The organism is Pseudomonas brassicacearum, from assembly GCF_003732225.1.
Classification (GTDB): domain Bacteria; phylum Pseudomonadota; class Gammaproteobacteria; order Pseudomonadales; family Pseudomonadaceae; genus Aquipseudomonas; species Aquipseudomonas brassicacearum_E.
On record NZ_MOBJ01000014.1, the window covers coordinates 251,620 to 276,004 of the forward strand.

A 24,385-nucleotide genomic window follows, 5' to 3' on the forward strand; every position below is an offset into this window, starting at 1 on the left:
TTTTGCGGAGTGTGTCCATGTCCAGTTCTGTCTCAAACCGTTCCAGTCTGGTGTTCCTGGCGATCACCTTGTTGAGTTTTCTCGCCGCTTCCAGTGCGCCAACACCGCTTTATCATCTGTACCAGGAGGCGCTGCAGTTTTCTCCGGCGACCCTGACGCTGATTTTCGGCGTGTATGCCTTGAGCCTGCTGGCGGCGCTGCTGACGGTTGGCTCGCTGTCGGATCATCTGGGGCGCAAACCGGTGATCTTCGCTGCGTTACTGCTGGATATGCTGGCGATGCTGCTGTTTATCAACGCTGACAGTGTGGCCTGGCTGATTGCCGCGCGTGTGCTTCAGGGTTTCGCCACCGGCATGGCCACCAGCGTACTTGGCGCGGCATTGCTCGATACTGACCGGCAGCAAGGACCGCTGGTGAACAGCGTTGCACCGCTGTTGGGCATGGCGTGCGGGGCATTGGGCAGCGGATTGCTGGCGGAATATGCGCCGCAACCACTGCAGTTGGCTTATTGGATTCTGTTCGGGTTGTTTCTGCTGCAAGCCCTGTATGTCTGGCGTCTGCCCGAAAGCGTCAGTCGGCAACCCGGTGCCTGGGCGTCGCTGCGTCCCACCTTGCATGTGCCACCTCAGGCGCGACGGGCGCTTTGGTTGGCGCTGCCGGTGGATGTGGCGGTTTGGGCGGTGGGTGGGTTCTTTCTGTCGCTGGCACCGTCCCTGGTTCGTGCGGCGACCGGTTCGACCTCGAACCTGATCGGCGGAACTCTGGTGGCCGTGTTGACGGTCAGCGGCGCGCTGATGATCTTCTCGTTGCGCAATCGTCCGGCAGACAAAGTCCTGCGCTTGGGCGCGAGCTTGTTGGCGATCGGCATCGCGCTGATCCTGACGGCCGTGCACAGCGCCAGCCTGCCGCTGTTTTTTTTCGCCACCCTGGTGGCTGGCAGTGGTTTTGGCGCCGGTTTTCTCGGTGCCTTGCGCAGCGTGGTTCCGCTGGCCTTGCCCCATGAGCGCGCAGGTTTGATGTCGGCGTTCTACGTGCTGAGCTACCTGGCGTTCTGCCTGCCGTCGCTGTTGGCAGGGAACCTGACCCGGACCTTTGGCCTGATCGCTACCACCGATGGCTATGGCGTGGTGTTGATCGCGCTTTCGCTTGGTGCGTTGCTGGGGTTGATGCGTCAGCGACCAGCAAAAGTTTGCGCCGCCGCTGGCAATTCCTAGTGCGGCAGAGACGTCCTTATGCGCTTGAGTTAGCCTTGGCGCCTGACGCGTAACCGCTTGGTTTTTACTCAAAGGATTGACCCCCTCATGAAGATCATTCGCAGCAAATCTTTCACCGGTGACCGCGCCTGGGCGGCGCTGGATATCGCCAACATGAACGGCATCAGCACCCGTTTGCACTGGACCGATCAGCCCTATAAATGGCACGTCAACGACGGCCAGGAAGTGTTTGTCGTGCTCGATGGTCAGGTGCAGATGCGCTATCGGGAGAACGGTGTCGAGCAGGCTACGCTGTTGGAGGTCGGTGACATCTTTTATGCGGCGGTCGGCACCGAACACGTCGCCCATCCGCAAGGCGCGGCGCGGGTGTTGGTGATTGAAACGCAAGGCAGTGTTTAGTGGCTATATCTACAAAACAGATAACAGTTAGAGAAATTACCCGTTATATAGATATTCGATTCGGTTCTACCATGAGCTCTACCTCACCCGAGGACAGGAGTTCACGATGCAATGCCCCAACAGCAACAAAACCGTTAATCGGCCTTTGAGCCACTTGCAGCACCCGCGCGAAGCGATTCGCCAGTTCACCCCGAACTGGTTCGCTGCGACCATGGGCACCGGGGTCCTGGCCTTGGCGCTCGCCCAATTGCCGGTGTCGATCCCAGGCTTGCATGCCTTCGCCGAAGGCCTGTGGATGTTCAACATTTTCCTGTTTCTGTTGTTCAGCGGGTTGTATGCCGCACGCTGGGCGTTTTTCTTCGATGAAGCGCGACGGATTTTTGGCCACTCCACGGTTTCGATGTTTTTCGGCACCATTCCCATGGGCCTGGCGACCATCATCAATGGCTTCCTGCTGTTCGGTCTGCCGCGCTGGGGGGAGGGTGTTGTGCACGTGGCCGAGGTGCTGTGGTGGCTGGATGTCGCCATGTCGCTGGCCTGCGGCGTGTTGATTCCGTACATGATGTTTACCCGTCAGGAACACAGCATCGACCAGATGACCGCTGTCTGGCTGCTGCCAGTAGTGGCCGCGGAAGTCGCGGCGGCCAGTGGCGGTTTGCTTGCACCGCATCTGGCTGACGCCCACTCGCAATTGGTGATGTTGGTAACCAGCTATGTGTTGTGGGCATTCTCGCTGCCGGTGGCGTTCAGCATCCTGACCATCCTGTTGCTGCGCATGGCCCTGCACAAACTGCCCCACGAAAACATGGCCGCGTCGAGCTGGCTGGCGCTGGGACCAATTGGCACCGGGGCGCTGGGCATGTTGCTGCTGGGTAGCGACGCACCGGCGATTTTCGCCGCCAACGGCTTGCCGGGTATCGGTGAAATTGCCGCCGGGCTGGGTCTGGTCGCCGGGATCACGCTGTGGGGCTTCGGCTTGTGGTGGATGTTGATGGCGGTGTTGATCACCCTGCGCTACCTGCGCGGCGGGATTCCTTTCAACCTCGGCTGGTGGGGGTTTACCTTCCCGCTGGGTGTCTACTCGCTGGCCACATTGAAGCTGGCGAGCACGTTGAACCTGGCCTTTTTCAGCATTTTTGGCAGTGTGTTGGTCGTCGCGCTGGCGATCATGTGGCTGATTGTCTCCAAGCGCACCGTTCAAGGTGCCTGGCGCGGTGAGTTGTTTGTTTCGCCGTGTATTGCCGGATTAGCGAAATAATTCGCAAAGTTTAGGTAAGGTTGTGGCCTGGATCGCTGTACGACATTCCAATAAGAGCATTCAAGCCACACAGGGACATGGAAGATGAGTCACCCTTCGCAGTTCACCTTGCTTCGCAAGCGGCGGTTTCTGCCGTTTTTTGTTACGCAGTCCCTCGGGGCGTTCAACGACAACATCTTCAAGCAGTCGTTGATCCTTGCCATTTTGTACAAACTGACCATCGAGGGTGACCGTTCGATCTGGGTCAACCTGTGCGCGTTGCTGTTCATCCTGCCGTTCTTTCTGTTCTCGGCGCTGGCCGGTCAGTTCGGCGAAAAGTTCGCCAAGGACGCGCTGATCCGTCTGATCAAGCTCGGTGAAATCGCGATCATGGCGGTCGGCGCAGTCGGTTTCCTGTTCGATCACCTGTCGCTGATGCTGGTGGCGCTGTTCGCCATGGGTACTCACTCGGCGCTGTTCGGCCCGGTGAAGTACTCGATTCTGCCCCAAGCGCTGCACGAAGAAGAGCTGGTGGGTGGTAACGGTCTGGTGGAAATGGGCACCTTCCTGGCGATTCTGGCGGGGACCATTGGCGCCGGGATCATGATGTCGTCCAGTCACTACGCACCGATTGTCTCCACGGCGATCATCGGTGTCGCGGTGCTCGGTTATCTGGCCAGTCGCGGCATTCCGCGCGCGGCGGCATCGACCCCCGAGCTGCGGCTGAACTGGAACATCTTCAGTCAGTCCTGGGCGACCTTGCGTCTGGGCCTTGGGCAAACGCCCGCAGTCTCACGTTCGATTGTCGGCAACTCGTGGTTCTGGTTCGTCGGGGCGATTTACCTGACGCAGATCCCGGCCTATGCCAAAGAGTGGATGCATGGCGACGAGACCGTGGTGACGCTGATTCTGACGGTGTTCTCGGTCGGTATCGCGCTGGGTTCGATGCTCTGCGAGAAACTCTCCGGACGCAAAGTCGAGATCGGCCTGGTGCCGTTTGGCTCCTTTGGCCTGACGGTGTTCGGCTTGCTGCTCTGGTGGCACTCCGGCGGTATCCCGGAAAGTCTTGAAGGCCATGGCTGGATCGAAGTGCTCGGCTTTGGTCATACGTGGTGGGTGCTGTTCGATATTCTCGGGCTGGGGATTTTCGGCGGCTTCTACATCGTGCCGCTGTACGCATTGATTCAGTCGCGCACCGCCGAAAACGAGCGGGCGCGGGTAATCGCAGCCAACAACATCCTCAACGCACTGTTCATGGTGGTGTCGGCGATTGTCTCGATTGTGCTGCTGAGCATCGTCAAGTTGTCGATTCCCCAGCTGTTCCTGGTGGTGTCGCTGCTCAACATCGGCGTAAACGCCTACATCTTCAGCATCGTGCCCGAGTTCAGCATGCGCTTCATGATCTGGCTGCTCAGCCATTCCATGTACCGCGTGCAGCACCGCAACCTTGAGCTGATTCCCGATGAAGGCGCGGCACTGTTGGTCTGCAATCACGTGTCGTTCGTCGACGCCTTGCTGATTGGTGGCGCAGTGCGTCGGCCGATTCGCTTTGTGATGTATTACAAGATCTACAACCTGCCGGTGCTGAACTTCATCTTCCGTACCGCCGGGACCATTCCGATTGCCGGACGCCAGGAAGACATCCAGATCTACGAAAGGGCCTTCAAGCGAATCGCCCAGTACCTGAAGGATGGCGAACTGGTGTGCATCTTCCCGGAAGGCAAGTTGACCGCCGATGGCGAGATCAATGAGTTCAAGGGCGGGCTGACGCGGATATTGGAAGAAACACCGGTGCCGGTGATTCCATTGGCCTTGCAGGGGTTGTGGGGCAGCTTCTTCAGTCGCGATCCGGACAAGGGTTTGTTCCACCGCCTCTGGTCGCGAGTGACCCTGGTGGCGGGGCCTGCGGTGGCGGTTGAGGTCGCGCAGCCGGCGCAGTTGCAAGCGCTGGTCGGCGAGTTGCGTGGCACCGTTAGATAGTTGGTGTTTTGGCGGGCCTCATCGTCGGAACGCCGCCCGGAGCAAGCTCGCTCCCACACTTGATTTGTGAACGACACAGAACCAATGTGGGAGCGTGCCTGCTCGCGATGACGGTAGAGGCCTAAGCGCTGACTTTGAGCCCAACCAATCCGGCAATGATCAGCGCGACACTGGCCAGCCGGAACAGCGCCATGGATTCACCAAACAGGATGATCCCGGCGATGACCGTACCCACCGCGCCAACGCCAGTCCAGATTGCGTAGGCAGTGCCCAGCGGCAGATCCTTCATGGCCAGTCCCAGCAGACCCAGGCTGATCACCATGGCGCCGACAGTCAGGACGGTGGGAAGAGGGCGGCTGAAGCCGTCGGTGTATTTCAGGCCAACGGCCCAGCCGACTTCAAACAGACCCGCGAAAAACAGAATGATCCAAGGCATGAAGACCTCCATCGATAGACGGGGTCGTCCCCAGATTAATAACTCGATCGAGCCGCAAGGTCGTCCTCGCGATGCGCACTATAGTGCCCATTAATAACCTGGGGATCAAGTTGCAGGGTCAGTCGGTTGCTTGTTGGGCGGCCAGTTCGCGGTCCTGTTTCTCGCTCATCCGGCGGAAATACGTCGAGAGCAACGCCCCGGAAATGTTGTGCCAAACGCTGAACAGCGCGCTCGGCACCGCCGCCAGTGGCGAGAAGTGGGCACTGGCCAGCGCCGCGCCCAGACCGGAGTTCTGCATGCCGACTTCCAGCGCTAGTGATTTACGTTGTGCCAATGGCAGCTTGAACACACGTCCGGTGAAGTAGCCCAGCAGGAAGCCAAAGCTGTTATGCAGCATCACCACGGCCATGATCAGCAGGCCGGACTCGGCAATCCTGGCCTGACTCGCCGCGACAACGGCAGCGACGATGATCACGATACTCACCACCGATACCAGTGGCAGCACGTCCACCGCATGGCGAACCCGATCTCCCAACAAACGCTGGGCGACCACGCCGAGCACGATCGGCAGCAACACCACTTGCAGGATCGACCAGAACAGCTCCATGAACGAGACCGGCAACCAGGCCGAGGCCAGCAACCAGATCAGGGCCGGTGTCAGCAACGGGGCGAGCAGGGTGGTCACGGCGGCAATCGCCACTGACAGTGCCAGGTCACCGCGGGCCAGCCAAGTCATTACGTTCGACGAGGTGCCGCTCGGGCAGCAACCGACCAGAATCACCCCGACGGCGATTTCTGGCGGCAGGTGAAACGCCTGGCAGAGCAACCATGCCACACCGGGCATGATCACGAAATGTGCGACTACGCCCAACGCCACGCGCCACGGATGGCGGGCAACTTCAGCGAAGTCTTCAAGTTTGAGGGTCAGGCCCATGCCGAACATCACCAGGCCCAGCAACGGCACGATCGCACCTTTCAAGCCGATGAACCACGCAGGTTGCAGGAAAGCCACCACGGCGAAGATCAAGACCCAGTAAGCGAAGGTGTTGCCGACAAAGCGACTCAGTGCTGCCAGTGCACGCATGACCTGTTCCTTATTGTTGAGAGGGGGATGTGAAAAGATCGCAGCCTGCGGCAGCTCCTACGGGAGGAACGCAAAGGTTCTGTAGGAGCTGCCGAAGGCTGCGATCTTTTTTAACCGACCTGTATCAGACTGTTCAGATCCCTTGCGGAGTCTCTTCGCCGCCCAGTGCCTCAACCAGCGCCGGGAGGAAGTCGCCGAAGGTCAGCATCATCAGTGTGAAGCTGGCATCCAGTTGGCCGAGGGCTTCGTCGCCACCGTCCTGTTCTGCCTGATCCTGCAGCAGGTCTTCGAACTTCAGGCGCTTGACCACCATCTTGTCGTCGAGGACGAAAGACAGTTTGTCTTGCCAGGCCAGGGACAGCTGAGTGACCACTTTGCCCGTGCTCAGGTGCAACTGGATTTCTTCGCTGGTCAGGTCCTGACGCTTGCAACGGACGATACCGCCGTCTTCGTGGGTATCACGCAGTTCGCACTCATCCAGCACAAAGAAGTCGTCTGCAGCTTTCTGGGTGGTGACCCACTCAGTCATGGTGGCGGTCGGGGACATTTTTACAGTCAGCGGACGTACCGGCAGCGTGCCAATCACTTCACGCAGAGTGGAAAGCAGGTCTTCGGCGCGTTTCGGGCTGGCGGAGTTGACCAGGATCAGCCCCTGTTTCGGTGCGATAGCGGCAAAGGTCGACGAGCGACGGATAAAGGCCCGCGGCAGGAACGCCTGGATGATTTCATCCTTGATCTGATCACGTTCCTTCTTATAGACCTTGCGCATCTGTTCGGCTTCGATCTCTTCGACCTTTTCCTTGACCGCGTCGCGCACGACGCTGCCCGGCAGAATGCGCTCTTCCTTGCGCGCGGCAATCAGCAGGAAATCTCCGCTGACATGCACCAGAGGTGCATCTTCGCCTTTGCCAAACGGCGCGACGAAACCGTAGGTGGTCAACTCCTGGCTTGCACATGGGCGCGCCAGTTTGGTGGCCAGTGCAGTTTCCAACGCCTCAGCATCAAAAGGCAGATCTTGGGTCAGGCGATAGATAAGCAGGTTTTTGAACCACATGGGGTGAGTCTCTCCTTTATACAAAGGGGGGCATTATTCTCCGCGCAGCGTCATAGGCCAACCCTCAGCTAAGCCTTTGGAAGGCCTGAAAAAATTATTTTAAAAAGTGCTTGCCAGAGGTGGGGCTGCTCCGTAGAATGCGCGCCACACCGAACGTGAAGGGTGATTAGCTCAGCTGGGAGAGCGTCTGCCTTACAAGCAGAATGTCGGCGGTTCGATCCCGTCATCACCCACCATTCGCATTCAGTGTTACGCGCAGCGGTAGTTCAGTCGGTTAGAATACCGGCCTGTCACGCCGGGGGTCGCGGGTTCGAGTCCCGTCCGCTGCGCCATATTCAGTAACCTGGAACGCTGAACGCCAGGTCACCACAGAAAGCCCGCTAACGCGGGCTTTTTGCTGTAAGAGTTCCATGCGAAGTGCACTGTTTCATTGAAATTCAGCTTTTTTAATAATTTTCTTAATTAAATCAGCACGTTATGAATTTTTGTGGCACAATGCGCCCCGCAACGAAGGTAAAGGGTGATTAGCTCAGCTGGGAGAGCGTCTGCCTTACAAGCAGAATGTCGGCGGTTCGATCCCGTCATCACCCACCATTTACTTTCAACGCTACGCGCAGCGGTAGTTCAGTCGGTTAGAATACCGGCCTGTCACGCCGGGGGTCGCGGGTTCGAGTCCCGTCCGCTGCGCCATATTTGCTTCCCTAAGGCCCACTGAACGCCTTGAAGCTACGAGAGAAGCGGCCTTGAGCCGCTTTTTTTGTTTTCTGAATTCCATAAAAATCCTTCTCCTTCTCCTTCTCCTTCTGCGGTCCGCTGGCAGCGCCTTTTACGACACCTCGCCCATCAGCTTTTGCGTTGGTTCAGCAGAAATGGCGAACGCGCCCTAGTGTTTGCGGCGCTGTGCCATCACTCTTCAGATTACTGGCCGAATCAGACTGATAGCTGTTCTTCGCGCAGGACCTGAGATCTATCTTGTTGAGGTTTAAATACCTTCAGCGCTGAGCTCCGCACAGTAAACGCTCATTGATTTTAAGTAATTGATCAATGCATGAAGGGCAGGAGAGCTGAAATGCCTTTCCATCGTGTTGGTGCAATCGGTTTTGAGGGGATGGCGATTTTGGATGCCTGCGACCGTAGCTGTGCCCAGTCTTTATTATATGAAGGTTACTGAGCTACGTAAGAGCAAGCTCCCCCCGCGCTTGTCAGGCAAGGAAGCGTAAAAAGCCCAGGTTGGGGAATATTCATATTCAAGAAACCATGGGGATTCGCCGCGGGGTTCCTGGGCCAGGGATCCAATGCCCTAGCGTGGAGTTAACCGAATGCTAAATATCGATTTCCAGCGCAAGAATTTTAAGGTCTTCTGATATTTTCGAAGGCCCCAATCGACGCACCTTGAATTTCTCCCTGTGCAAGAGCCTTATGATCCCAACAGGTGACACGGTGAGCAACTTCATTGCTCCGTGAGATTTAGCGTATTTGATGGCTGCCAGCAGAAGCAATAACGCCGTGGAAGAGGAAGGGGCCTGTTGCCGTTTCGTCAAGTGTTGGGAGCGCAGATCCATGGCGGCGAACCTGGAAAGTTCCCAGACATGCTGTAGTGATGGCGCACTCTGTCCCCCTAGCAAATCAGGAAATACCTGGCTCAGCAGATAAGGTCTTGTAGTTGGTAGCAGTCGAGCTGTTCCTACGATTTCTCCCGCATCATTCTGGGCCGCCACATAAAGCGTGTCCTCTCTATCAAATTGATCAGTTTCGAGCTGATCAGGGCAATTCAGAGGCCACCCAAGGTTTTCGACAAAAACTTTATAACGATAGTGTGAAATATCCGTAAGCAGTTCTTTGCCCAGCTCACTACGATTTCCTTTGCGGATCTGCACGGCAGTCACCTTCCAGTTTGGATAGGCTGCAATTAGAGGGTAAAAGTTTGAGGTCGGTAACTACTAGAATTGGTAGGTATTACCTAAGGACTGCACTCTGAAGTCAGTGCTGAAGCGAGAAAGCGAGTGGTTAGGCTTAAGCGCTTTTATTATCGGCACCTGGTACCAACTTGACGTGTAAAAATCACAAGTCGGGACCAGAGGCTAACCGGAAATGGACGCCCCATCGTGGGGCTGTGATAGATAAAACGCGATGGCGTCCGGACTAATAAATGACAGATGCTGGGTTTCTAGTTTAGCAGCCCCATAGCAAAAGCCTGGACAACAGCGGCTGTTTTATTGGCAGCACTCAATTTAAGAATTGTATTTTTTATATGGAAGTTAACCGTGTTTTCGGAGATAGCCAAGAGATAAGATATTTCAGATGATGTTTTGCCGTTGCCGGTCCATTTCAGTACTTCTTTCTCACGGGTCGTGAGCTTTATTTCCGGTGTGTCGGTAAATCGCTCATTGATGATCTTGGATAAACTTACATGGGCGACACTAACGAGCCAACGCATCCTTATTTCGCTATATTCGATTTCTTTTTTTGAGAGCGCCTGAGCAGAACGGCTAAGCGTAAGCATCCCACCTACACCGAATGCATCCAGGCTGGATTGTGCCCAACCATGTTTAAGTCCGGCTGATCTCGCTTCCTCCCATAGTGCCGGAGTGTTTTTGTAAATGGAGTCTTTCCAGATCAACGGCGCTTGTGAGCTCTTGCAGTGAGCGACAGTAGGGTCTGTGGTTATATAGTTAGCTGATGCGTATCGGCTTTTCCATCGTGCGGGATAATTATTGAGCATCACCACCTTTTTCTTTTGGGAAAATAATTTGAATGCCATAGGCGCAATATTCAAATTCAAGTGCAAGGGCGGCTTTTTTTATTTTATCAAATACGTGCTGTTCAGAGAGTCCTGGGGTTGTTAGTGAAAGTAAGTCATCCTGCCAGCTTTTCATTCTTATAGTTCCTTTATATAGTGCTGAAATTGCCGTGCTCGAAAAAAGCGCAATCGACAGCAATCTGACAAGTTTTATTACAAATATCAAGGATATAAGTATCAATAAAGGTCAGTGAATTAATGAAAAGAGTGCACAGCTTAGCTGCTGTGTTTTTTTTGACCAGTCAGTGCGATGCTTTATCATAAATTAATTAAGGTCGACAGGTTTATGCAGTAAAACGTGTGGACTAGACGCGCGGTAAGTGATAGTTGTTTTTGTTTTAATCAGGAAGCGCCCGCGGCGAACCGGCATGCATTTCCCTGTGTGCTCGGTATTGGTGAAGGGCATTTGTTTCATAGAAAGTCTATAGTTCACCATGCTAAAAGGCTACGCCTTGGGTTAGGCGGGAGCGATTTTTCTGCGCGGTTGTAGAGTATTGTTTTATATGCGGTAGGCGACGTAATTTCAATAATGCGCTAACTGTTTTTGGCGGGAAGTTTGAAAAGGTATAACGTACATGTTCACCCTGCTGCCTCCTAACGCAGCTCATTGGTTAAAAAGTTCTGATCATGATTGTTATGGCCTTTATTGGCCCAGGTCTATAGATGTCTTGTGCTTGATCCATCCGCTGTGCTCCTTTGATGTATATAAAGCAGCCTGCTTACCGTCTCGGGCGCTAGGGAGGCCGCGCATGGGAATTGTCTGACATTCAGACAAAAAATATCAGAGTGCGCAACCTACCTGATTCGGTAGTTACGGTTGGGGGAACACTCCTTTAGATTAGAAAGCTATCAATCGAGCTGAAGCGAAACCCACGATTTACGCGGTTGATTTATCGAATCGGGCGCAAATTGAATAAAAGAAGGTGGAGCAGGTGATCAAGAAAATACTTGTCAATGTAGAGGCGACACCGTCATGTCCTGCTTCCTGCAGCATGTGCCCGCGCTCTGTAATCAAGGATTATGGCTTCATCACATTGGAAACGATGGACAAAATTGTTTCTCAGATAGACCCATCCTATGTATGGGAGCTGGACCTCGCCGGCAGAGGAGAGCCAACCATACACCCTGAGTTTCATGAACTACTGAAGATGATGCGTAAGTCTGGAGTCTTGACGGATGTCACCACTACCGCAGTGACATTCAATCAGAGAAATATTGACGCTTGCGTTGACAATGTGGATGTTATTCGGCTTTCGGTAAGTTCTATTCGCAAGGAGATTTTCGACAAAGTACATGTTGGTCTAAATCATGAGAAAATTTGGCGCAACATAGCGGCTCTGGCTGAGGCGGCGGCAGACAAGGTGATTGTTCATTTGACCGGTGGCCCGGTCATTTACAGTACGTTGGCCGAAACAGTTGCGCACCTTCGTCTGTTGGGATTCAAGAGAATTTATCTATTCCCATTGTGGAACAGAGGAGGGGATATCAATGCAAAGCTCGAAGGGGAATATCGAAAAAAATTAGTCAGTGAACTGAATCTTAACCTGTCTGAAAGTGAGTACAAAACAGGAATGGGAAAAGTTAAGTTTATGTTGAATGCTTTGATGGGGACCTGGGTAAATTCAAATTTTTGCGCTGTCGGTGATGGGAGTCTTAGCATAAGTTATAAAGGGGATATTCTTGGATGCTTCCAAGACTTTGGTCATGTTTCCAATATTGGTCATGTGGAAAATGACCGTTTGAAAGAAATTGTCAAGAGTAGGGTAAAGCTACTTGGGAATATGGATATTTGCAAAGGTTGCAACTCCAGAAAAGCAGTACTGAAATTACCAATGTTTTTGAGCCGGTGAGTTAAAGTTTGCATTCGCTAGGGTAAAGGGACGTTACATATGAAAGGCGAAGAAATTGATTTCTTATTGCTCAATTGCTGCAACCTGCCATGGAGGCCAATCTACCCTTATGCGTTTGTACAAATCAGTGAAATTGCAAAGCGCAATGATATCAGAGTAAAGCGTATTGATTTGTTGTATGTCGAAAACTGGTATGAATACCTGAGACGCGTAATTACAACGCAACGTCCGAAGATGGTAGGTATTCACCTGCGTCAAGGGGACTCGCTAGACCTTTCCAATTACGATGCGGTAGAGGCTCAACCAGGAAAATTTTTCAGAACCTATTTTCCAATTGAAGACAGTAAAAAACTAATTCAATTGATTCGCAGGTTGACTGATGCCCCAATCATTATGGGCGGTTTTGGATTTACAACGCATGCGAGAAAATTAGCGCAGTATCTCGAAATCGATCTTGGCCTACAGGGTTGTCCAGATGGCTTTTTTAACGCCTTTAATGACACATTGTCCGGGCGTAACCTGAAACAGGTTCCGGGACTGATACACAAAAACGGCAATGATTACATTTACAACGATGTTGGTTTTTACAAGCCTGCTGAAAATACTGAATACCACGATGAAATCGTTAGCGAGATAAAAAACTTCTACGGTTCCGCATTACATTCGAAAACCCCCCCGACGATTGCTGTAGAGGTATCTCGGGGATGCCCCTTCCAATGTTACTTTTGTGTTGAACCAGATGTAAAAGGGAAACGGATCGATAAGCGGAATATCGACGTTGTCGAAGCTGAACTTGAGTTTTTATTGAAAAATGATCTTTATGATTTTTGGTTTATTTGCTCAGAGCTCAATATCGGCGGAGCAGGATTCGCTTTGGAGTTGGCGGAACGGGTAATTCGGCTAAACGAGAAGTACCCAAGGCGCAAAATAAAATGGTCAGGTTACTCGTTACCTTCGCTGGGGCATGACGAATTGAAAGCGATGATGCGTGCGGGTTACACGGGGGCGATGAATGACATATTGTCCTTGGATGATGAGAACTTGCGAAAGGCAACTGTACCCTACAAAAAAGACCAGGCAGTTAGCTTCCTGAAAAACCTTTCTTCCATCCGCAAAGAGCTGGTGGAAGAAGAAAAAGATAACGCAAACGAAGCAAAGTATACGGCAAGCACCCCGTTAGAGTATGTAAATCTTGTATCTTTTTTTTGGGGTAATGCTCATGCAAATAAAAAAACAATTGCGCGCACATTAGCGGCCCTTGAGGCGAACGGTTTGACAGGCCACTATAGCGGAGGATATGTAATACCAAGTACACGGGTGTTCGCCATTGGTCGAACCCGGGAATTTGTGGATACCGGCACGACGTATTCATTCGGGCCTCAGGGTGTAATTGCCACGGACACGAAGTCACCTACTTTTCATTTCCCAGGGTTTCTCGTTAATGCACTAGGGACTCGAGAGGAGATTTATAAATTTTTCGACTATGTTTCCGGTACGCTAATGTCGAAGGCGCACAGAAAAAGTAAATACTTCAGTACCTTTCTGGCAGCCAGCATGGGTACTTATATAAGCGATCATTCCTCGCATTGGCAGGTGATTTGTCAATTGTTGGAGTGTGATTCCTCCGCTGTACCTTGCGCTAAGACAGTTCAAATATTCCTTGATCAATTAGACGCTGAAGCCCGACAGGAAAAAGAGTCCATTATTCATAAATGGCTTATGAAGTTATTTGCAGAACATGAAGCAGCCGTTCGACCCGTTATTGAATTGCTCGGTGCGGAGCATTTTATAAACGCTGAATTGAGGGCAAGTGAGTATGTATTGACCTTCGCTTTTTATAGAATATTTTCGGTCAAGGAAGAATGGCTGGAAACCGCAGCGCGGCTTGATTTAAAAAGAGACGGTTATGCGGTGTTTTATATGAGTTACTTAGTGTTTCTTATAAATCTGCAGTTTAGAGATGACTACAAAGGACTGCTCTTTGACTTTTGATATGTACAGTCACGGTATATTGACCACAATGAAAAATACTATCGTTGCGATTCAAGAGATTGAAAGGCTGAGTAAAGCTGTTTCGCCGTCTTCACTCGAAGGACTACGGGGTAACTACGTATGGAACACGCTGAGCGGGCAACCTCTATTTGTGATGAGCGTTGATACGCGCATATATTCTAACACTGGTGTCAGTGTCGGAGAGTGTGGTACGGAGATTTCATTAGCGGAAGGTGTGATTGCTGATCTTGCAAGTAAAACAATCGATCCTCTTACGTTGATAAATACCGGAAAATTAAGAATTCGCGCCTTGGCTAATTCCAGTAAGGACGGGGAAAAAGAAGGGATGAGGTTGTTGAATCTCATATTCAATAACACTTCTCTGGATGGGGCGCGTCGATCGGAAATTGAATTTAAAAGCGTTCAGGGTGCCGACTTCAAACGATGCGATGTTCGGGGCGAGAGTGAAAATATTGAAGGCTATTTTCGTCGAGGTGAGCCTTTCATTATCACGGAAGTTTGCTGCAAGTGGCCGTTATTCAAAATGACACTTTCGGAAATTTTCGATGTGCTTGGAGAGCTCGAGGTAAGTCTGTTGGTAAAGGAACATGACTTTGTTAAAAAACAACCTCCGAGCTATGAGAAGTCGAGTTTTTTTGATTATGTGAATGCCCTGTATAGCGATAAAGGGGAGGTGAGTGGCTACATGGCAGCCAATAGCGTCCCTCAGCAGTTGAAGGATACTTATCTTTACCCTGAGGTGTTTTCTCGCGCTGCATTTAATACTCCTCGCTGGTGGATTGGGCCTGCAGGTTCAGGGTTACGTTTGCATAGGGACCTTGTTGATAATTTTTTGTGCCAACTGAAAGGCCGAAAGCGAATTCGGCTTTATGCACCGAGTGAGACCGGATTCTTATACCCCGTTGTCATTGGAAGCAACGCCCTGTACGAGCCAAGCATGGTCGATCCTGATAATTATGAAGGCTCTGATTTTCCACTTTTTTCTCGAGCACGTTATGTGGATTGTGAACTCGGAGCGGGTGACCTTCTCTACTTGCCAGCCGGTTGGTGGCATCACGTTCATAATATTGAAGTGTCATGGTCATTGAATTTTTTTGCTGTAAATCAAGCTCCTTGCGTGCTGTCATAAATTTGAAATGTATAGGCAAAGGAATAGAGTATGAATGATTCAGAGTTGTTGATGAGTACATTACCGATGTCGGCTGTTTCTTTGGGTGATAGCGTGCTCCCCCCTGTTGAGGATGTACCTGGGCTAAGAGATACCTCTCCAGAGTTTAATGACCCTGCATATATGTTCAAGGACCCTCTTGGACTTACAACCAAGGCGTTGGAAAAATATGGAGATATTGTTTATCTTCGCGGTATTGATGGCTATCTGGTCGCGGATGCGGCTTTTATTGAAGACATGCTAATCGGCAATGAGCGCTTTTTTTCAAAAAGTGCAGAAACAATGGAAAAAATTAGCCCGGCCATCGGGAGTGGTCTTTCTACGCTGATAGGCGATCAATGGAAACGTCAGAGAAAAATTGCGAACCCCTCGTTTACCAAGCGCAGCGTCGATGGCTTTAGTTACGTATTCCATGAGTGCATTGATGAGATGTTTGCCGAATGGGAAGAACGCAATGAGCGCGTTCTCGACATCACTCTAGAAATGAAAAAACTGACCTTGAGGATTGTCATAAAATGTCTTTTCTCTACCGATATCTCTCGATTTTCAGATAGCGTTACTTCAGCACTTGAGGTGCTACAAGAGTATTCGATGATGAAGCTCTGGTCGCCGCAGACATTGAGCGACTCCGATGAGAGGGCTTATGAAAACGCGAAAGAAAGTATCGATACCATTATCTATCAAATTATTCATGACCGGCGTGCTGCTCCGGCTACTGAACATCAGGATCTCCTCGGGATGTACATGTCGGCGATCTATGACGACACCGGAGAGGGAATGTCCGACGTGCAGCTACGCCATGAGGTTATGAACCTCTTCTTGGCCGGTCATGAGACAACCGCCAATGGTGTTGCTTTCGCTCTCTATCTATTGGCGACTCACGCCGCGGAACAAGAAAAATTAAGTGCTGAAGTAGACGAGCGACTCAAAGGTAAAATCTGCACGCTTGAAGACTTGAAAGGTCTTGAATACACCGAAAGGGTTTTCAAGGAGTCTTTGCGTTTATACCCATCTTCCTGGGGAATGAGCAGGGTTGCCCTAGAAGACTATCGATATAAGAACTATGTATTTCCCAAAGGCTCGGATTTTATAATCGCTCAGTGGGGGCTTCATCGGAATCAAAATTATTGGGAAGATCCTTTGAAGTTTGATCCTGATCGCTTCACTGCAGACAGGATAAAAGCAGTTCATAAATATGCTTATTTGCCCTTCGGAGCCGGCGCTCGCAAGTGTATTGGCGTTCACTTGGCCGAGGCCGAAGGAAGAACCATTCTGGTTCGTATTGCTCAACGCTATAGCTTAAATGTTACCTCCGGCTCTGAGCCTCAGCTCAAGGCGCGTTTATTCATGACGTCCGAGCCAGGGTTGAAACTAGAACTCATCAAACGGACATGATATTGCCATGCAAACCATTGCTTTTGCTGTGCCACTTGCCGCGAATAAAAAAGACAGTCTTATAAGATTCTCCAAGCTGTTGGCAACTGAAAGAAAAGAGGAATTCAAGGATTTCTTGTTGCGCTTGAATGCTGTCGAAGAAAACTGGTATCTGCAGTCTACGGGGGGGGCGGATATATTTATTTGCTACATTGCTGCCCACGATATAACTCGCGCATTTGCTGAACTTGCGGCATCGCAGCATCCTTTTGATAAGTGGATCAAACAGGAGAATAAGGATATTTTTGGTATTGATTTCGAACACCCCAGTGACGATCCAATGCCCAGTGTCCTTTTTGAGTGTAACTTTAATTTCAATGTGTCATCTACTAAGTGAGGTTTCAATGAGCCAATCATCAATCCGCAAGAACTATATAAATGCACTCCGTAATTTAGATTACGATCTGTTGAAAACGGCTTACGCGCCTGATGCAATCAGAAAGGCGCCCGGCGAGCCCGATTGCATTGGTGTGGAGCAAATCGTCAGTCACTATAAGAACTGGCAAACCACGTTCTCTCAGACCCAAATCGCTGACCAGTTACTTTTTTTCAAAGGCAGCATGATTATTGCAGTTTGGGCATGGAAGGCTATTCACACGCAGGAATTCATGGGGGTGCCACCCTCGGGAAAAGAAGTAGGGTTAATTGCGGCCAGTCTCATTTGGACCAATGATGAAGGGAAGATTATCAAAGAGCATACTTATGCAGACCCCTATACATTGCTCATTCAATTGGGCGTGATAAGCGATGACGGTCGTGACGTACCTGATTTGGATAAACCTTGTCAAACATATTATGAGAGCATCGCTCCTGATTATAAAAATCTTGAAAAAATGCGCCATTACAATGAATTACTGCTCACTAAACAGCTAGAACCCTGGCTGGAATGCATGAGTGATGACATTGAATGGGATGACCAGATGGTGCCGGGCCTGGCCGTAGGGAAGCAACACTCTAAAGAAGACTTTTTGATGCTTGCGGAGGCATTTCCGGATGCCAGTATCAATATGACGAACCTTTGGTCGGTGGGAGATTTTGTCATTCACCAAGGAATTTTTACGGCGACACATAAAGGGCCTCTGAAAGGTATCCCTGCATCAAACCGGGTTGTTAACGTCGATAACCTAGACATTGCATATTTTGAAAATAACAAAATTCGCAAGGGGTGGACCTTTGGTAACACCCTGGATATGGGGTCTCAAATGGGCATGGGTCAATAAAGGAAATCATCATGATACTTATTGGTAATGAAAGCAGTGCCTGTACCCGAAGCGTATTGATGGTTCTCGCTGAAAAAAATACTCCTGTTGAGTTTATCAGTGTTGATTTGTCAACGGGGGCGCATAAAGCGGACGAGCACTTGGCATTGAATCCTTTTGGCAAAGTTCCAGTTTTGTTGGATGGCGAAGTAAAGATTTACGAATCACAAGCAATCAACAGATATCTAGACGCTCGACTGCCTGGTATTTCTCTTGTCCCCAAGGATTTGGCTGCACTGGCAAAGATGGACCAATGGTTAAGTGTTGATGCCTGCTATTTCACGCCACCAGCCTACAGCGTTGTCTTCCAGAAGATTTTTCTACCCATGTTCGGTGGGCAATCCGATCTGAGCATCATCCAAGAGGCCGAAGAGAAACTGAAAGCGGTTTATTCTGCCATGGACAAGACACTGGAAAACTCTTCGTTTCTTGCAGGAGAAGAATTGACACTCGCGGATCTCGCTTTTGTTCAATACACAGACTATTTACTCCAGGCTAAATGTGAGAGTGTTGTTTTCGCGCATGACAATATCCGCCGCTGGTGGCACGCGTTGTCTCAGCGTGCCTCCTATAAAAATCCGTTGGCTATGATCCAGTAAGTTGAATTGGCGTTATGGTTCATAACGCCAGCTAACTGATTGTTTAGTTAATTGTGAGATGGGGGCAGTCGAATGATTCGGTCGAGTCATGTTGCACGTTCGGTTATCGTATGGATGTACGAAAATGATAATGGCGTTATTCCTAAGCGTACATTATGTAATTTGTTGGAGAAGAAGGGTTTTAAGGTTTTTTCAGAATTTGATATGCGTGAATGTTATGTCGTTGACGGGAAAGTTTATAGCGGTTGCGGTGTCTGTCTAAGCGATTTTGATGTCGCTTTTCATATGAACGCTGACGAACAGTCGCCTTACCAGGCTGACATTCTTCTTGCGCTACAGGACAGTGGCGTCAATGTTGTCAATAATTGTGAGTCTTTTTTTAAGTGTCGCGATAAGTTTAGGGCTAATCAATTATTGCGTCAGCACGGCGTTAGGGTCCCAGAGGCCGCGCTACTGGGACCTACTGTTGTTGCTGATGTCGTCAATGGGTTATTCAGAAAGTGGGGGCAATTGGTCTATAAACCCCGCTCAGGTCACGGCGCAGTAGGGGTTATGCGATTCAGCGATGCTGAGCAATTCCTGGACTTTATCCAGGCAACACAACATTTTATTCACGACTATTATGTTGAGCAATATATTGATTTTGGTGACGTTGATTGTCGGGTGGAGATTTTCAATGGGGAAGTGATGGGGGGGTATAGTCGAGAAAAAAAACACAGCTTCAAAACTAACATTTCAGCAGGTGGAAAAATGATGCCGCGACGGCTTGGCGATGAAGTGGATATTGCACTTAAGGCTGCGCAGGTGTTGGGTGTTAATGGGACGATAATTGATATGGTTAAATCCAGAGTGGATGACCAGTTCTATGTTCTAGAAGTCAACCCGCTCTTAGGTATCTTCGTGGAGTCTGCGATGCGAGCCGGAACGAAGATGCCGGACACACTTCCCGATGCCGCTTATTCTTATGATAACTTGAAGCTGGCCTCGATAGTCAATTACATCGATAATTTGCCTTTATCTAGACATGCTCAATATATTTCAAAGGGGGCGTTGTGAACCGTGTAGCAGGCGCTAGCCTGCGCACGTTCACAGGCCAATAACGACATGCGTCCGATAATATTGATCAGTGCAGCGAATCAGCGTTTAGCCGTCAATCACTCGGCTGCGCTCGCGATGACAGTAGTCAACAGCAGTTATATAAAAATTCTTACATCGCTCGGTTGTACCCCATTGATCATACCACCAGGAGTGGGGGCAGACTCTATTACAACGTTGATGTCTCTGGTCAATGGACTGGTGTTACCTTCAGGGCAGGATATTTGTTCAAGTTTTTACGGAGAGGCAAGTCAGGTACAGTACAATGCTGGTGTTGCGGGTATAGGTGAGCCTTTCAACAGGCCTTTGATATTGCAGCCGGATTGTGATCGAGATGTATTGGAGCTGGCGCTCTATCACGAAGCGAAATCAAGAAAGTTACCTGTCTTGGGGATTTGCCGAGGCATGCAGTTGATTAATGTGGCTGAGGGTGGGACGTTGCATCAGGAAATCCCGTATTCCGGCGTTGATCATTGTATAGATCCTGATGGTTGGATAAATTATCATCCGATTGAAGTGAATACAGGAACACGACTTCATGGGATTACTAACAGGCTCAGTTTAAGCGCTTCTTCTGTGCATCATCAATGTATTAATCGGCTACCTGCGTCGCTCAGGGTTAGCGCTACTTCTGGCGATGGCTTGATTGAAGGTATTGAACTGGATAGTGACTCACACTTTGTCTTGGGGTTGCAAGGGCATATTGAAAAAACATTAATCAATCATCCCGAAAATATGGATATTTGGAACGGCTTCGTTTCAGCGGTCATTCAAAGGAGTTCTTGATATGTTCTTTTCCTACTTTAAAGTACCGCTTTACTCGCCTTGGGATGCTGAAATCAAGTCTTATTTTCATCGCGATAGGAATCATTGTATTCCGCTCTTGTCGAAGAGCCATATAATTTCTGGCTTTCCCAATAATTTCATGACCCCAGCACTTGAACATGCGATTAAAGTGCGGGCGGTGGAGTATGCCAATACATCGGGTTCCAGCAATCAAGTATTACAACTGGTTCGCTACAAAAATTGGTGGTCTGGTGAGTTTGAGCGGTCTTATAGCTACTGCGCTGATATGGAAGGGTATTCAATAACCAAAGATAGAAAAGCGCTTCTGACCACCGCAGTGTGCTCTGTGACATCTTGTTATCTGGATAATCCAGTGTATGAGCAGAGAATCCAGGGGAGCATTTTGAACCTCAATACTCATCCGGATCCGACGCGATGGACAACAGATGACATTCAACGTATTGATACCGAGATTGCGCAGTTTCGACCTGGTTTGCTGGAGGTTGATCCCACCTATTTAATGATTTTCCTTGCGAAACGAGTGGTGTTCGGTCTAGGAGCACCAACGTACCGTCCTCGGTACATAACCTCCTCTTACGAGTTTTTGACTGTTGGGGCACGCCGTATGCTTGAGGCTGCTTATCAACTACCTGTATTCAGTATGTTTGGGGCAACTGAGTTTGGTGTCCTGTTTTTACAGGATAGCAAGGGCAGTTATAAGCGTTGTGGGTATGAGACTGTACTTGAACTCCATCCTTTCATTCCCGAACGAAACATCTATGAGCTTATCGTAACATCCTGGAAAAATGAATTGATGCCACTTCTTCGATACCGGACGGGGGATCTGATTGAGGTTTCAGCTCATACGGACCCAGCGAAAATTTTCCTGCCCTCGGACGACGTCGAGGTGTTGAAGCTGCACGGAAGATTAAGTGATTCTTTCTCCATTGCTCAGGGGGAAGTTAAGACGGTAGCGGACCTGGACGATATGGTGGGTCGGCTGGGGGGATTCATCCAGCAGTATCAACTTATTATTACGTTGGACGTGGTGAGTTTTAAATATGTTCCTGGACCGCTTTCTTCGGCAGGGGAGGAAGTGGTCTCTATCGAGCGCGAGCTAAGAAGCTGGTTCGGTGTCGAGTACCGCATAGAGACGGTTGCTGTCTCCTTTATTCCGCCTGAAAGCTCCGGGAAGTTTAGATTGGTAAAGTCAGAACTTCCCTCTGTGGCACAGTAGCCCTACATTCTGACACGGAGAAGTTTATGGAAACTCTAGAACTCGAGAGCATGGCCCCTCTGGTTGCCCGCGACGATTTTATTTTTTTACAGGGTAATCGACGAGTTTATTTAGATAACTCTTCCACCTCGCTAAAGCCCATGAAAGTAATTAATGCCTTGACCGGGTATTATCGTGATGCTGGTAGTAATGTCGGCAGGTCGAACCACCGTTACGCCGAAGCGGCGACCGGGCTTTATGAGGCGACCCGGTTGGAGTTAGCGTATTTTTTGAACTGCGCAACGGACGAAATTATTTTTACGGCCAATTGTACGGATGCGATAAATCTGGCTGCAAACACGTTGTCTTTGGTTCCCGGTGATCACGTCGTCATCTCTCCACTGGAGCACCATTCTAACTTGTTGCCATGGCTTGCATTTTGTGATGTCAGTGTTGTTCGATTAGATGAGGAAGGGTTGGTTGATCTTGATTATCTTGACTCCTTGTTGGCTTCCAAACCCGCGAAGCTAATTGCTGTTTGTCATGCATCGAACATCACTGGCAATATTCAGCCAGTCGCGGATATTTGCAAAATTGCAAAGCGTCGAAGAACGCTGACGCTGATCGATGCTGCGCAAACCGTTGGCCACATTCCGGTTGATGTTGAATTAATAGGTTGCGATTTTTTAGCTTTCTCAGGGCATAAAATGCTCGGTCCCTCGGGGGTTGGAGTGCTGTTTGCGTGCAAAGAGGTTCAGTCCGGCATGCAATGCAATCGTCAGGGGGGAGGGATGGTCAATAAGGTTGACGGCAATGAGGTGACCTTCCAAACAGGCCCCGCCCGGTTTGAGGCGGGTACGCCTAATATAGAGGGGGTTATCGGTTTGGGAGCAGCGCTTGGTTACCTGTCAGACATCGGTCATAAGAGAATTCAGCAGCACGATCACGCGTTAGAAACTTACTTCTCAAAAAAAATCCAAAGCGTGCCCCATCTCTATTTTCCATTTGCTACGTCCAAGCATCACTTACCTATATTTACATTCGTTCCCGAGGGCGGGGTAGATGTAGGTTTTATCTCGCGGATATTATCCGATAAGTATGATATCGCCATAAGTTCAGGGTTCCAATGTAATCAACCCTTGTATAGAGATCGTGGGCTGAACGGCGGACTGCGTGTGTCCATGCACCTTTACAATACTCAAGATGATATTGACAGGTTCGTCAATGCAATGACTGATCTCCAGAAGTTGATGGCCTAACAAGGAAGTAGGGGACTGATATGGCGGGCGAAGCGACGTGGAATTCAAGCGAGATATTTATCACTGAGAAGGACTGCATTCAGTTTTTTCATGCCAGTAAAAAAGCGCGGGAGCAGCGTCTCATCGGCTTGGAGTATGAGTTGATTTTGGTGGACCGCATGACGCTTCTCAGCGTTCCGTTTTTTGGTTTGCGTAGTTTGTCGCGTATTTTGCTAACGCTGTTACCGCTCGGCTATGTGCCTATCTATGATGCAGGTATGCTCGTAGGGTTAAAGCGTAGCGGTACGATGGTTACCCTGGAGCCTGGTGGGCAGATCGAGTTTTCCAGTTCCCCAAGAAGGTTGATAGCTGATGTGTTGCTAGAGCTGCATACATTCTTGAAGGAGCTACTGGATGTCTGTGATTCGCTGGCATTAACCATATTGCCCATCGGTTATCGCCCGTACGGGACGGTATCCTCTGTTCAGACCGTACCCCGAACACGCTACCTCGAGATGATGCCGCTTCTTGAACGAAGCTCCCAGTCCTCGGCAGGGCAGAAAATGACGGCATCGATGCAAGTATCTTTGGATTTTGTCTCTGAAAGACACGCGGGTCAGATGCTGCAACTGGGGTTGAAATGTCAGCCTTATATCGTAGCCCTTTTTGCAAACTCTCCGTTTTTCGAGAGTGGGGTCACGCCCTTTAAAAGCTATCGGATGCACGTATGGTCGATGTTTGACCAAGCGAGGTCCGGCATTCCCGAGTTCATTTTGGATCCAACCTTTGCGGATCGTGCATTTGAGTGCTATACACAATGGGCTTTGCATAAACCGGTCTTGTTCATCTCTCGCAATGACACGTTGATTCACCTGAATGGTTTAACTTTTCATGACTTCCTCACTCACGGATTTCAATCATATCGTGCGGTACCTCAGGATTGGGTTATGCATCTTGGTACGCTCTACCCAGAGGCGCGTATGAAGAATGTTGTCGAACTTCGTTCCGCCGATACCTGCTCTCCACCCTTTGTGGCGGCGCTTTCAGCGTTTTGGAAGGGGTTGGCTTACGATGATGAGGCTCTTGAGAGTGCATTGGATCTTTTGCATGTCAAAGATGCCAATGTATTGAAGTTTCTCTATCTTGAGGCTAGTAAATGTGGCTTGAGTGGACGTAGTCCTGGTCTTGGAACATTCAAGGAGGCTACACGGCATCTCGTTAGACTCGCTGCGGAAGGATTGTCAAGGCAGTTGGCACCTTCGGCAGAAGTTGCTCATCTAGACATTCTAATTGATATGGTTGAGAGAGGATTGTCTCCCTCGGATATCACGCTGAAATCGGGATTGGCCAACAGTAGGATATCGAGTGATAGTTATATCGATGCATAAAACGCTGTGGTTTTTCGATAGAGGTAACGGAAAACTTGGTGGGCTTGGAGTTGTGATCTGTTACCCGTTGTTATAATTCTACGTTTGTCTTTAGATAATATATTTTACTTTATTTTATTTGGGTTTATTCATGAC

At 50.0% G+C, this 24,385-nt stretch carries 22 protein-coding genes and 4 tRNA genes; 20 read left to right on the top strand and 6 right to left on the bottom strand.

All coding sequences use genetic code 11. The annotated features are described in order from the left end of the window. The first annotated feature begins 17 nt into the window (after positions 1 to 17). The 4 genes from BK659_RS20965 (at position 18) to BK659_RS20980 (ending at position 4,830) form a co-directional block, all read left to right on the top strand. On the top strand, positions 18 to 1,214 hold the full coding sequence (locus BK659_RS20965; protein ID WP_123426857.1) for an MFS transporter: 1,197 nt from the start codon (positions 18 to 20) through the stop codon (positions 1,212 to 1,214). 87 nt (positions 1,215 to 1,301) lie between these two features. Next, the gene (locus BK659_RS20970) at positions 1,302 to 1,613 is read left to right on the top strand and encodes a cupin domain-containing protein (protein WP_123426858.1); all 312 of its coding nucleotides are present in this window, start codon (positions 1,302 to 1,304) and stop codon (positions 1,611 to 1,613) included. A 106-nt stretch (positions 1,614 to 1,719) separates the two neighbouring features. Next, positions 1,720 to 2,871 carry a TDT family transporter gene (locus BK659_RS20975; protein WP_123426859.1) on the top strand — a complete coding sequence of 384 codons (1,152 nt, stop codon included), beginning with the start codon at positions 1,720 to 1,722 and terminating at the stop codon, positions 2,869 to 2,871. An 84-nt stretch (positions 2,872 to 2,955) separates the two neighbouring features. Then, positions 2,956 to 4,830: an MFS transporter gene (locus BK659_RS20980; RefSeq protein ID WP_123426860.1), complete on the top strand. Its 1,875-nt coding sequence runs from the start codon at positions 2,956 to 2,958 to the stop codon at positions 4,828 to 4,830. A 121-nt stretch (positions 4,831 to 4,951) separates the two neighbouring features. On the opposite strand, the gene sugE is transcribed toward BK659_RS20980, so the two are convergent. The 3 genes from sugE to rdgC all read right to left on the bottom strand — a co-directional run bounded on the left by sugE (position 4,952) and on the right by rdgC (position 7,404). After that, positions 4,952 to 5,266 (bottom strand): quaternary ammonium compound efflux SMR transporter SugE, encoded by a 315-nt coding sequence (gene sugE, locus BK659_RS20985; protein ID WP_123426861.1) that lies wholly within the window; start codon positions 5,264 to 5,266, stop codon positions 4,952 to 4,954. A gap of 118 nt (positions 5,267 to 5,384) precedes the next feature. After that, the gene (locus tag BK659_RS20990) at positions 5,385 to 6,350 is read right to left on the bottom strand and encodes a bile acid:sodium symporter family protein (RefSeq protein ID WP_123426862.1); all 966 of its coding nucleotides are present in this window, start codon (positions 6,348 to 6,350) and stop codon (positions 5,385 to 5,387) included. Between the two features lie 133 nt (positions 6,351 to 6,483). Then, positions 6,484 to 7,404 carry a recombination-associated protein RdgC gene (gene rdgC, locus BK659_RS20995; protein WP_095147961.1) on the bottom strand — a complete coding sequence of 307 codons (921 nt, stop codon included), beginning with the start codon at positions 7,402 to 7,404 and terminating at the stop codon, positions 6,484 to 6,486. 160 nt (positions 7,405 to 7,564) lie between these two features. Between rdgC and BK659_RS21000 the strand changes: the two genes are divergently transcribed. From BK659_RS21000 to BK659_RS21015, 4 genes are all read left to right on the top strand, one after another. Next, a tRNA-Val gene (locus BK659_RS21000) sits at positions 7,565 to 7,640 on the top strand. Between the two features lie 19 nt (positions 7,641 to 7,659). After that, positions 7,660 to 7,736: transfer RNA gene (locus BK659_RS21005), tRNA-Asp, on the top strand. 186 nt (positions 7,737 to 7,922) lie between these two features. Next, positions 7,923 to 7,998: transfer RNA gene (locus BK659_RS21010), tRNA-Val, on the top strand. Positions 7,999 to 8,017: 19 nt separating this feature from the next. Then, positions 8,018 to 8,094: transfer RNA gene (locus tag BK659_RS21015), tRNA-Asp, on the top strand. Positions 8,095 to 8,726: 632 nt separating this feature from the next. Here the strand turns inward: BK659_RS21015 and BK659_RS21020 are convergent. From BK659_RS21020 to BK659_RS27855, 3 genes are all read right to left on the bottom strand, one after another. Then, positions 8,727 to 9,281, bottom strand: coding sequence for an acyl-homoserine-lactone synthase (locus tag BK659_RS21020; protein WP_123426863.1), 555 nt, complete (start codon positions 9,279 to 9,281; stop codon positions 8,727 to 8,729). Positions 9,282 to 9,571: 290 nt separating this feature from the next. After that, on the bottom strand, positions 9,572 to 10,165 hold the full coding sequence (locus BK659_RS21025) for an autoinducer binding domain-containing protein (RefSeq protein WP_221178163.1): 594 nt from the start codon (positions 10,163 to 10,165) through the stop codon (positions 9,572 to 9,574). After that, positions 10,116 to 10,280, bottom strand: a complete 165-nt coding sequence (locus tag BK659_RS27855; protein WP_221178164.1) for a hypothetical protein — start codon at positions 10,278 to 10,280, stop codon at positions 10,116 to 10,118. The genes BK659_RS21025 and BK659_RS27855 overlap by 50 nt, the downstream gene beginning before the upstream one ends. An 856-nt stretch (positions 10,281 to 11,136) precedes the next feature. Here BK659_RS27855 and BK659_RS21030 point away from each other — a divergent pair. The 12 genes from BK659_RS21030 (at position 11,137) to BK659_RS21085 (ending at position 24,250) form a co-directional block, all read left to right on the top strand. Next, on the top strand, positions 11,137 to 12,054 hold the full coding sequence (locus tag BK659_RS21030) for a radical SAM protein (protein WP_221178165.1): 918 nt from the start codon (positions 11,137 to 11,139) through the stop codon (positions 12,052 to 12,054). 39 nt (positions 12,055 to 12,093) lie between these two features. Then, a complete protein-coding gene (locus BK659_RS21035) occupies positions 12,094 to 14,046 on the top strand; it encodes a B12-binding domain-containing radical SAM protein (protein WP_123426864.1) in 1,953 nt (650 codons plus the stop codon). Next, positions 14,036 to 15,196, top strand: a complete 1,161-nt coding sequence (locus BK659_RS21040; RefSeq protein WP_185015425.1) for a cupin-like domain-containing protein — start codon at positions 14,036 to 14,038, stop codon at positions 15,194 to 15,196. The genes BK659_RS21035 and BK659_RS21040 overlap by 11 nt, the downstream gene beginning before the upstream one ends. A gap of 30 nt (positions 15,197 to 15,226) precedes the next feature. Next, positions 15,227 to 16,630: a cytochrome P450 gene (locus BK659_RS21045; protein ID WP_123426866.1), complete on the top strand. Its 1,404-nt coding sequence runs from the start codon at positions 15,227 to 15,229 to the stop codon at positions 16,628 to 16,630. A 7-nt stretch (positions 16,631 to 16,637) separates the two neighbouring features. Continuing rightward, positions 16,638 to 17,006 carry a hypothetical protein gene (locus BK659_RS21050; protein WP_123426867.1) on the top strand — a complete coding sequence of 123 codons (369 nt, stop codon included), beginning with the start codon at positions 16,638 to 16,640 and terminating at the stop codon, positions 17,004 to 17,006. Positions 17,007 to 17,013: 7 nt separating this feature from the next. Further along, positions 17,014 to 17,889: an ester cyclase gene (locus BK659_RS21055; RefSeq protein ID WP_185015426.1), complete on the top strand. Its 876-nt coding sequence runs from the start codon at positions 17,014 to 17,016 to the stop codon at positions 17,887 to 17,889. 11 nt (positions 17,890 to 17,900) lie between these two features. Continuing rightward, positions 17,901 to 18,527: a glutathione S-transferase family protein gene (locus tag BK659_RS21060; RefSeq protein WP_123426869.1), complete on the top strand. Its 627-nt coding sequence runs from the start codon at positions 17,901 to 17,903 to the stop codon at positions 18,525 to 18,527. A 72-nt stretch (positions 18,528 to 18,599) separates the two neighbouring features. Next, positions 18,600 to 19,583: an ATP-grasp domain-containing protein gene (locus tag BK659_RS21065; protein ID WP_123426870.1), complete on the top strand. Its 984-nt coding sequence runs from the start codon at positions 18,600 to 18,602 to the stop codon at positions 19,581 to 19,583. A 48-nt stretch (positions 19,584 to 19,631) separates the two neighbouring features. Then, positions 19,632 to 20,408: a gamma-glutamyl-gamma-aminobutyrate hydrolase family protein gene (locus tag BK659_RS21070; protein WP_123426871.1), complete on the top strand. Its 777-nt coding sequence runs from the start codon at positions 19,632 to 19,634 to the stop codon at positions 20,406 to 20,408. Position 20,409: 1 nt separating this feature from the next. Continuing rightward, positions 20,410 to 21,645 (top strand): phenylacetate--CoA ligase family protein, encoded by a 1,236-nt coding sequence (locus BK659_RS21075; RefSeq protein WP_123426872.1) that lies wholly within the window; start codon positions 20,410 to 20,412, stop codon positions 21,643 to 21,645. Positions 21,646 to 21,671: 26 nt separating this feature from the next. Next, on the top strand, positions 21,672 to 22,883 hold the full coding sequence (locus tag BK659_RS21080; RefSeq protein ID WP_123426873.1) for a cysteine desulfurase: 1,212 nt from the start codon (positions 21,672 to 21,674) through the stop codon (positions 22,881 to 22,883). A 20-nt stretch (positions 22,884 to 22,903) separates the two neighbouring features. Then, the gene (locus BK659_RS21085; RefSeq protein WP_123426874.1) at positions 22,904 to 24,250 is read left to right on the top strand and encodes a glutamate-cysteine ligase family protein; all 1,347 of its coding nucleotides are present in this window, start codon (positions 22,904 to 22,906) and stop codon (positions 24,248 to 24,250) included. Positions 24,251 to 24,385: the final 135 nt, after the last annotated feature.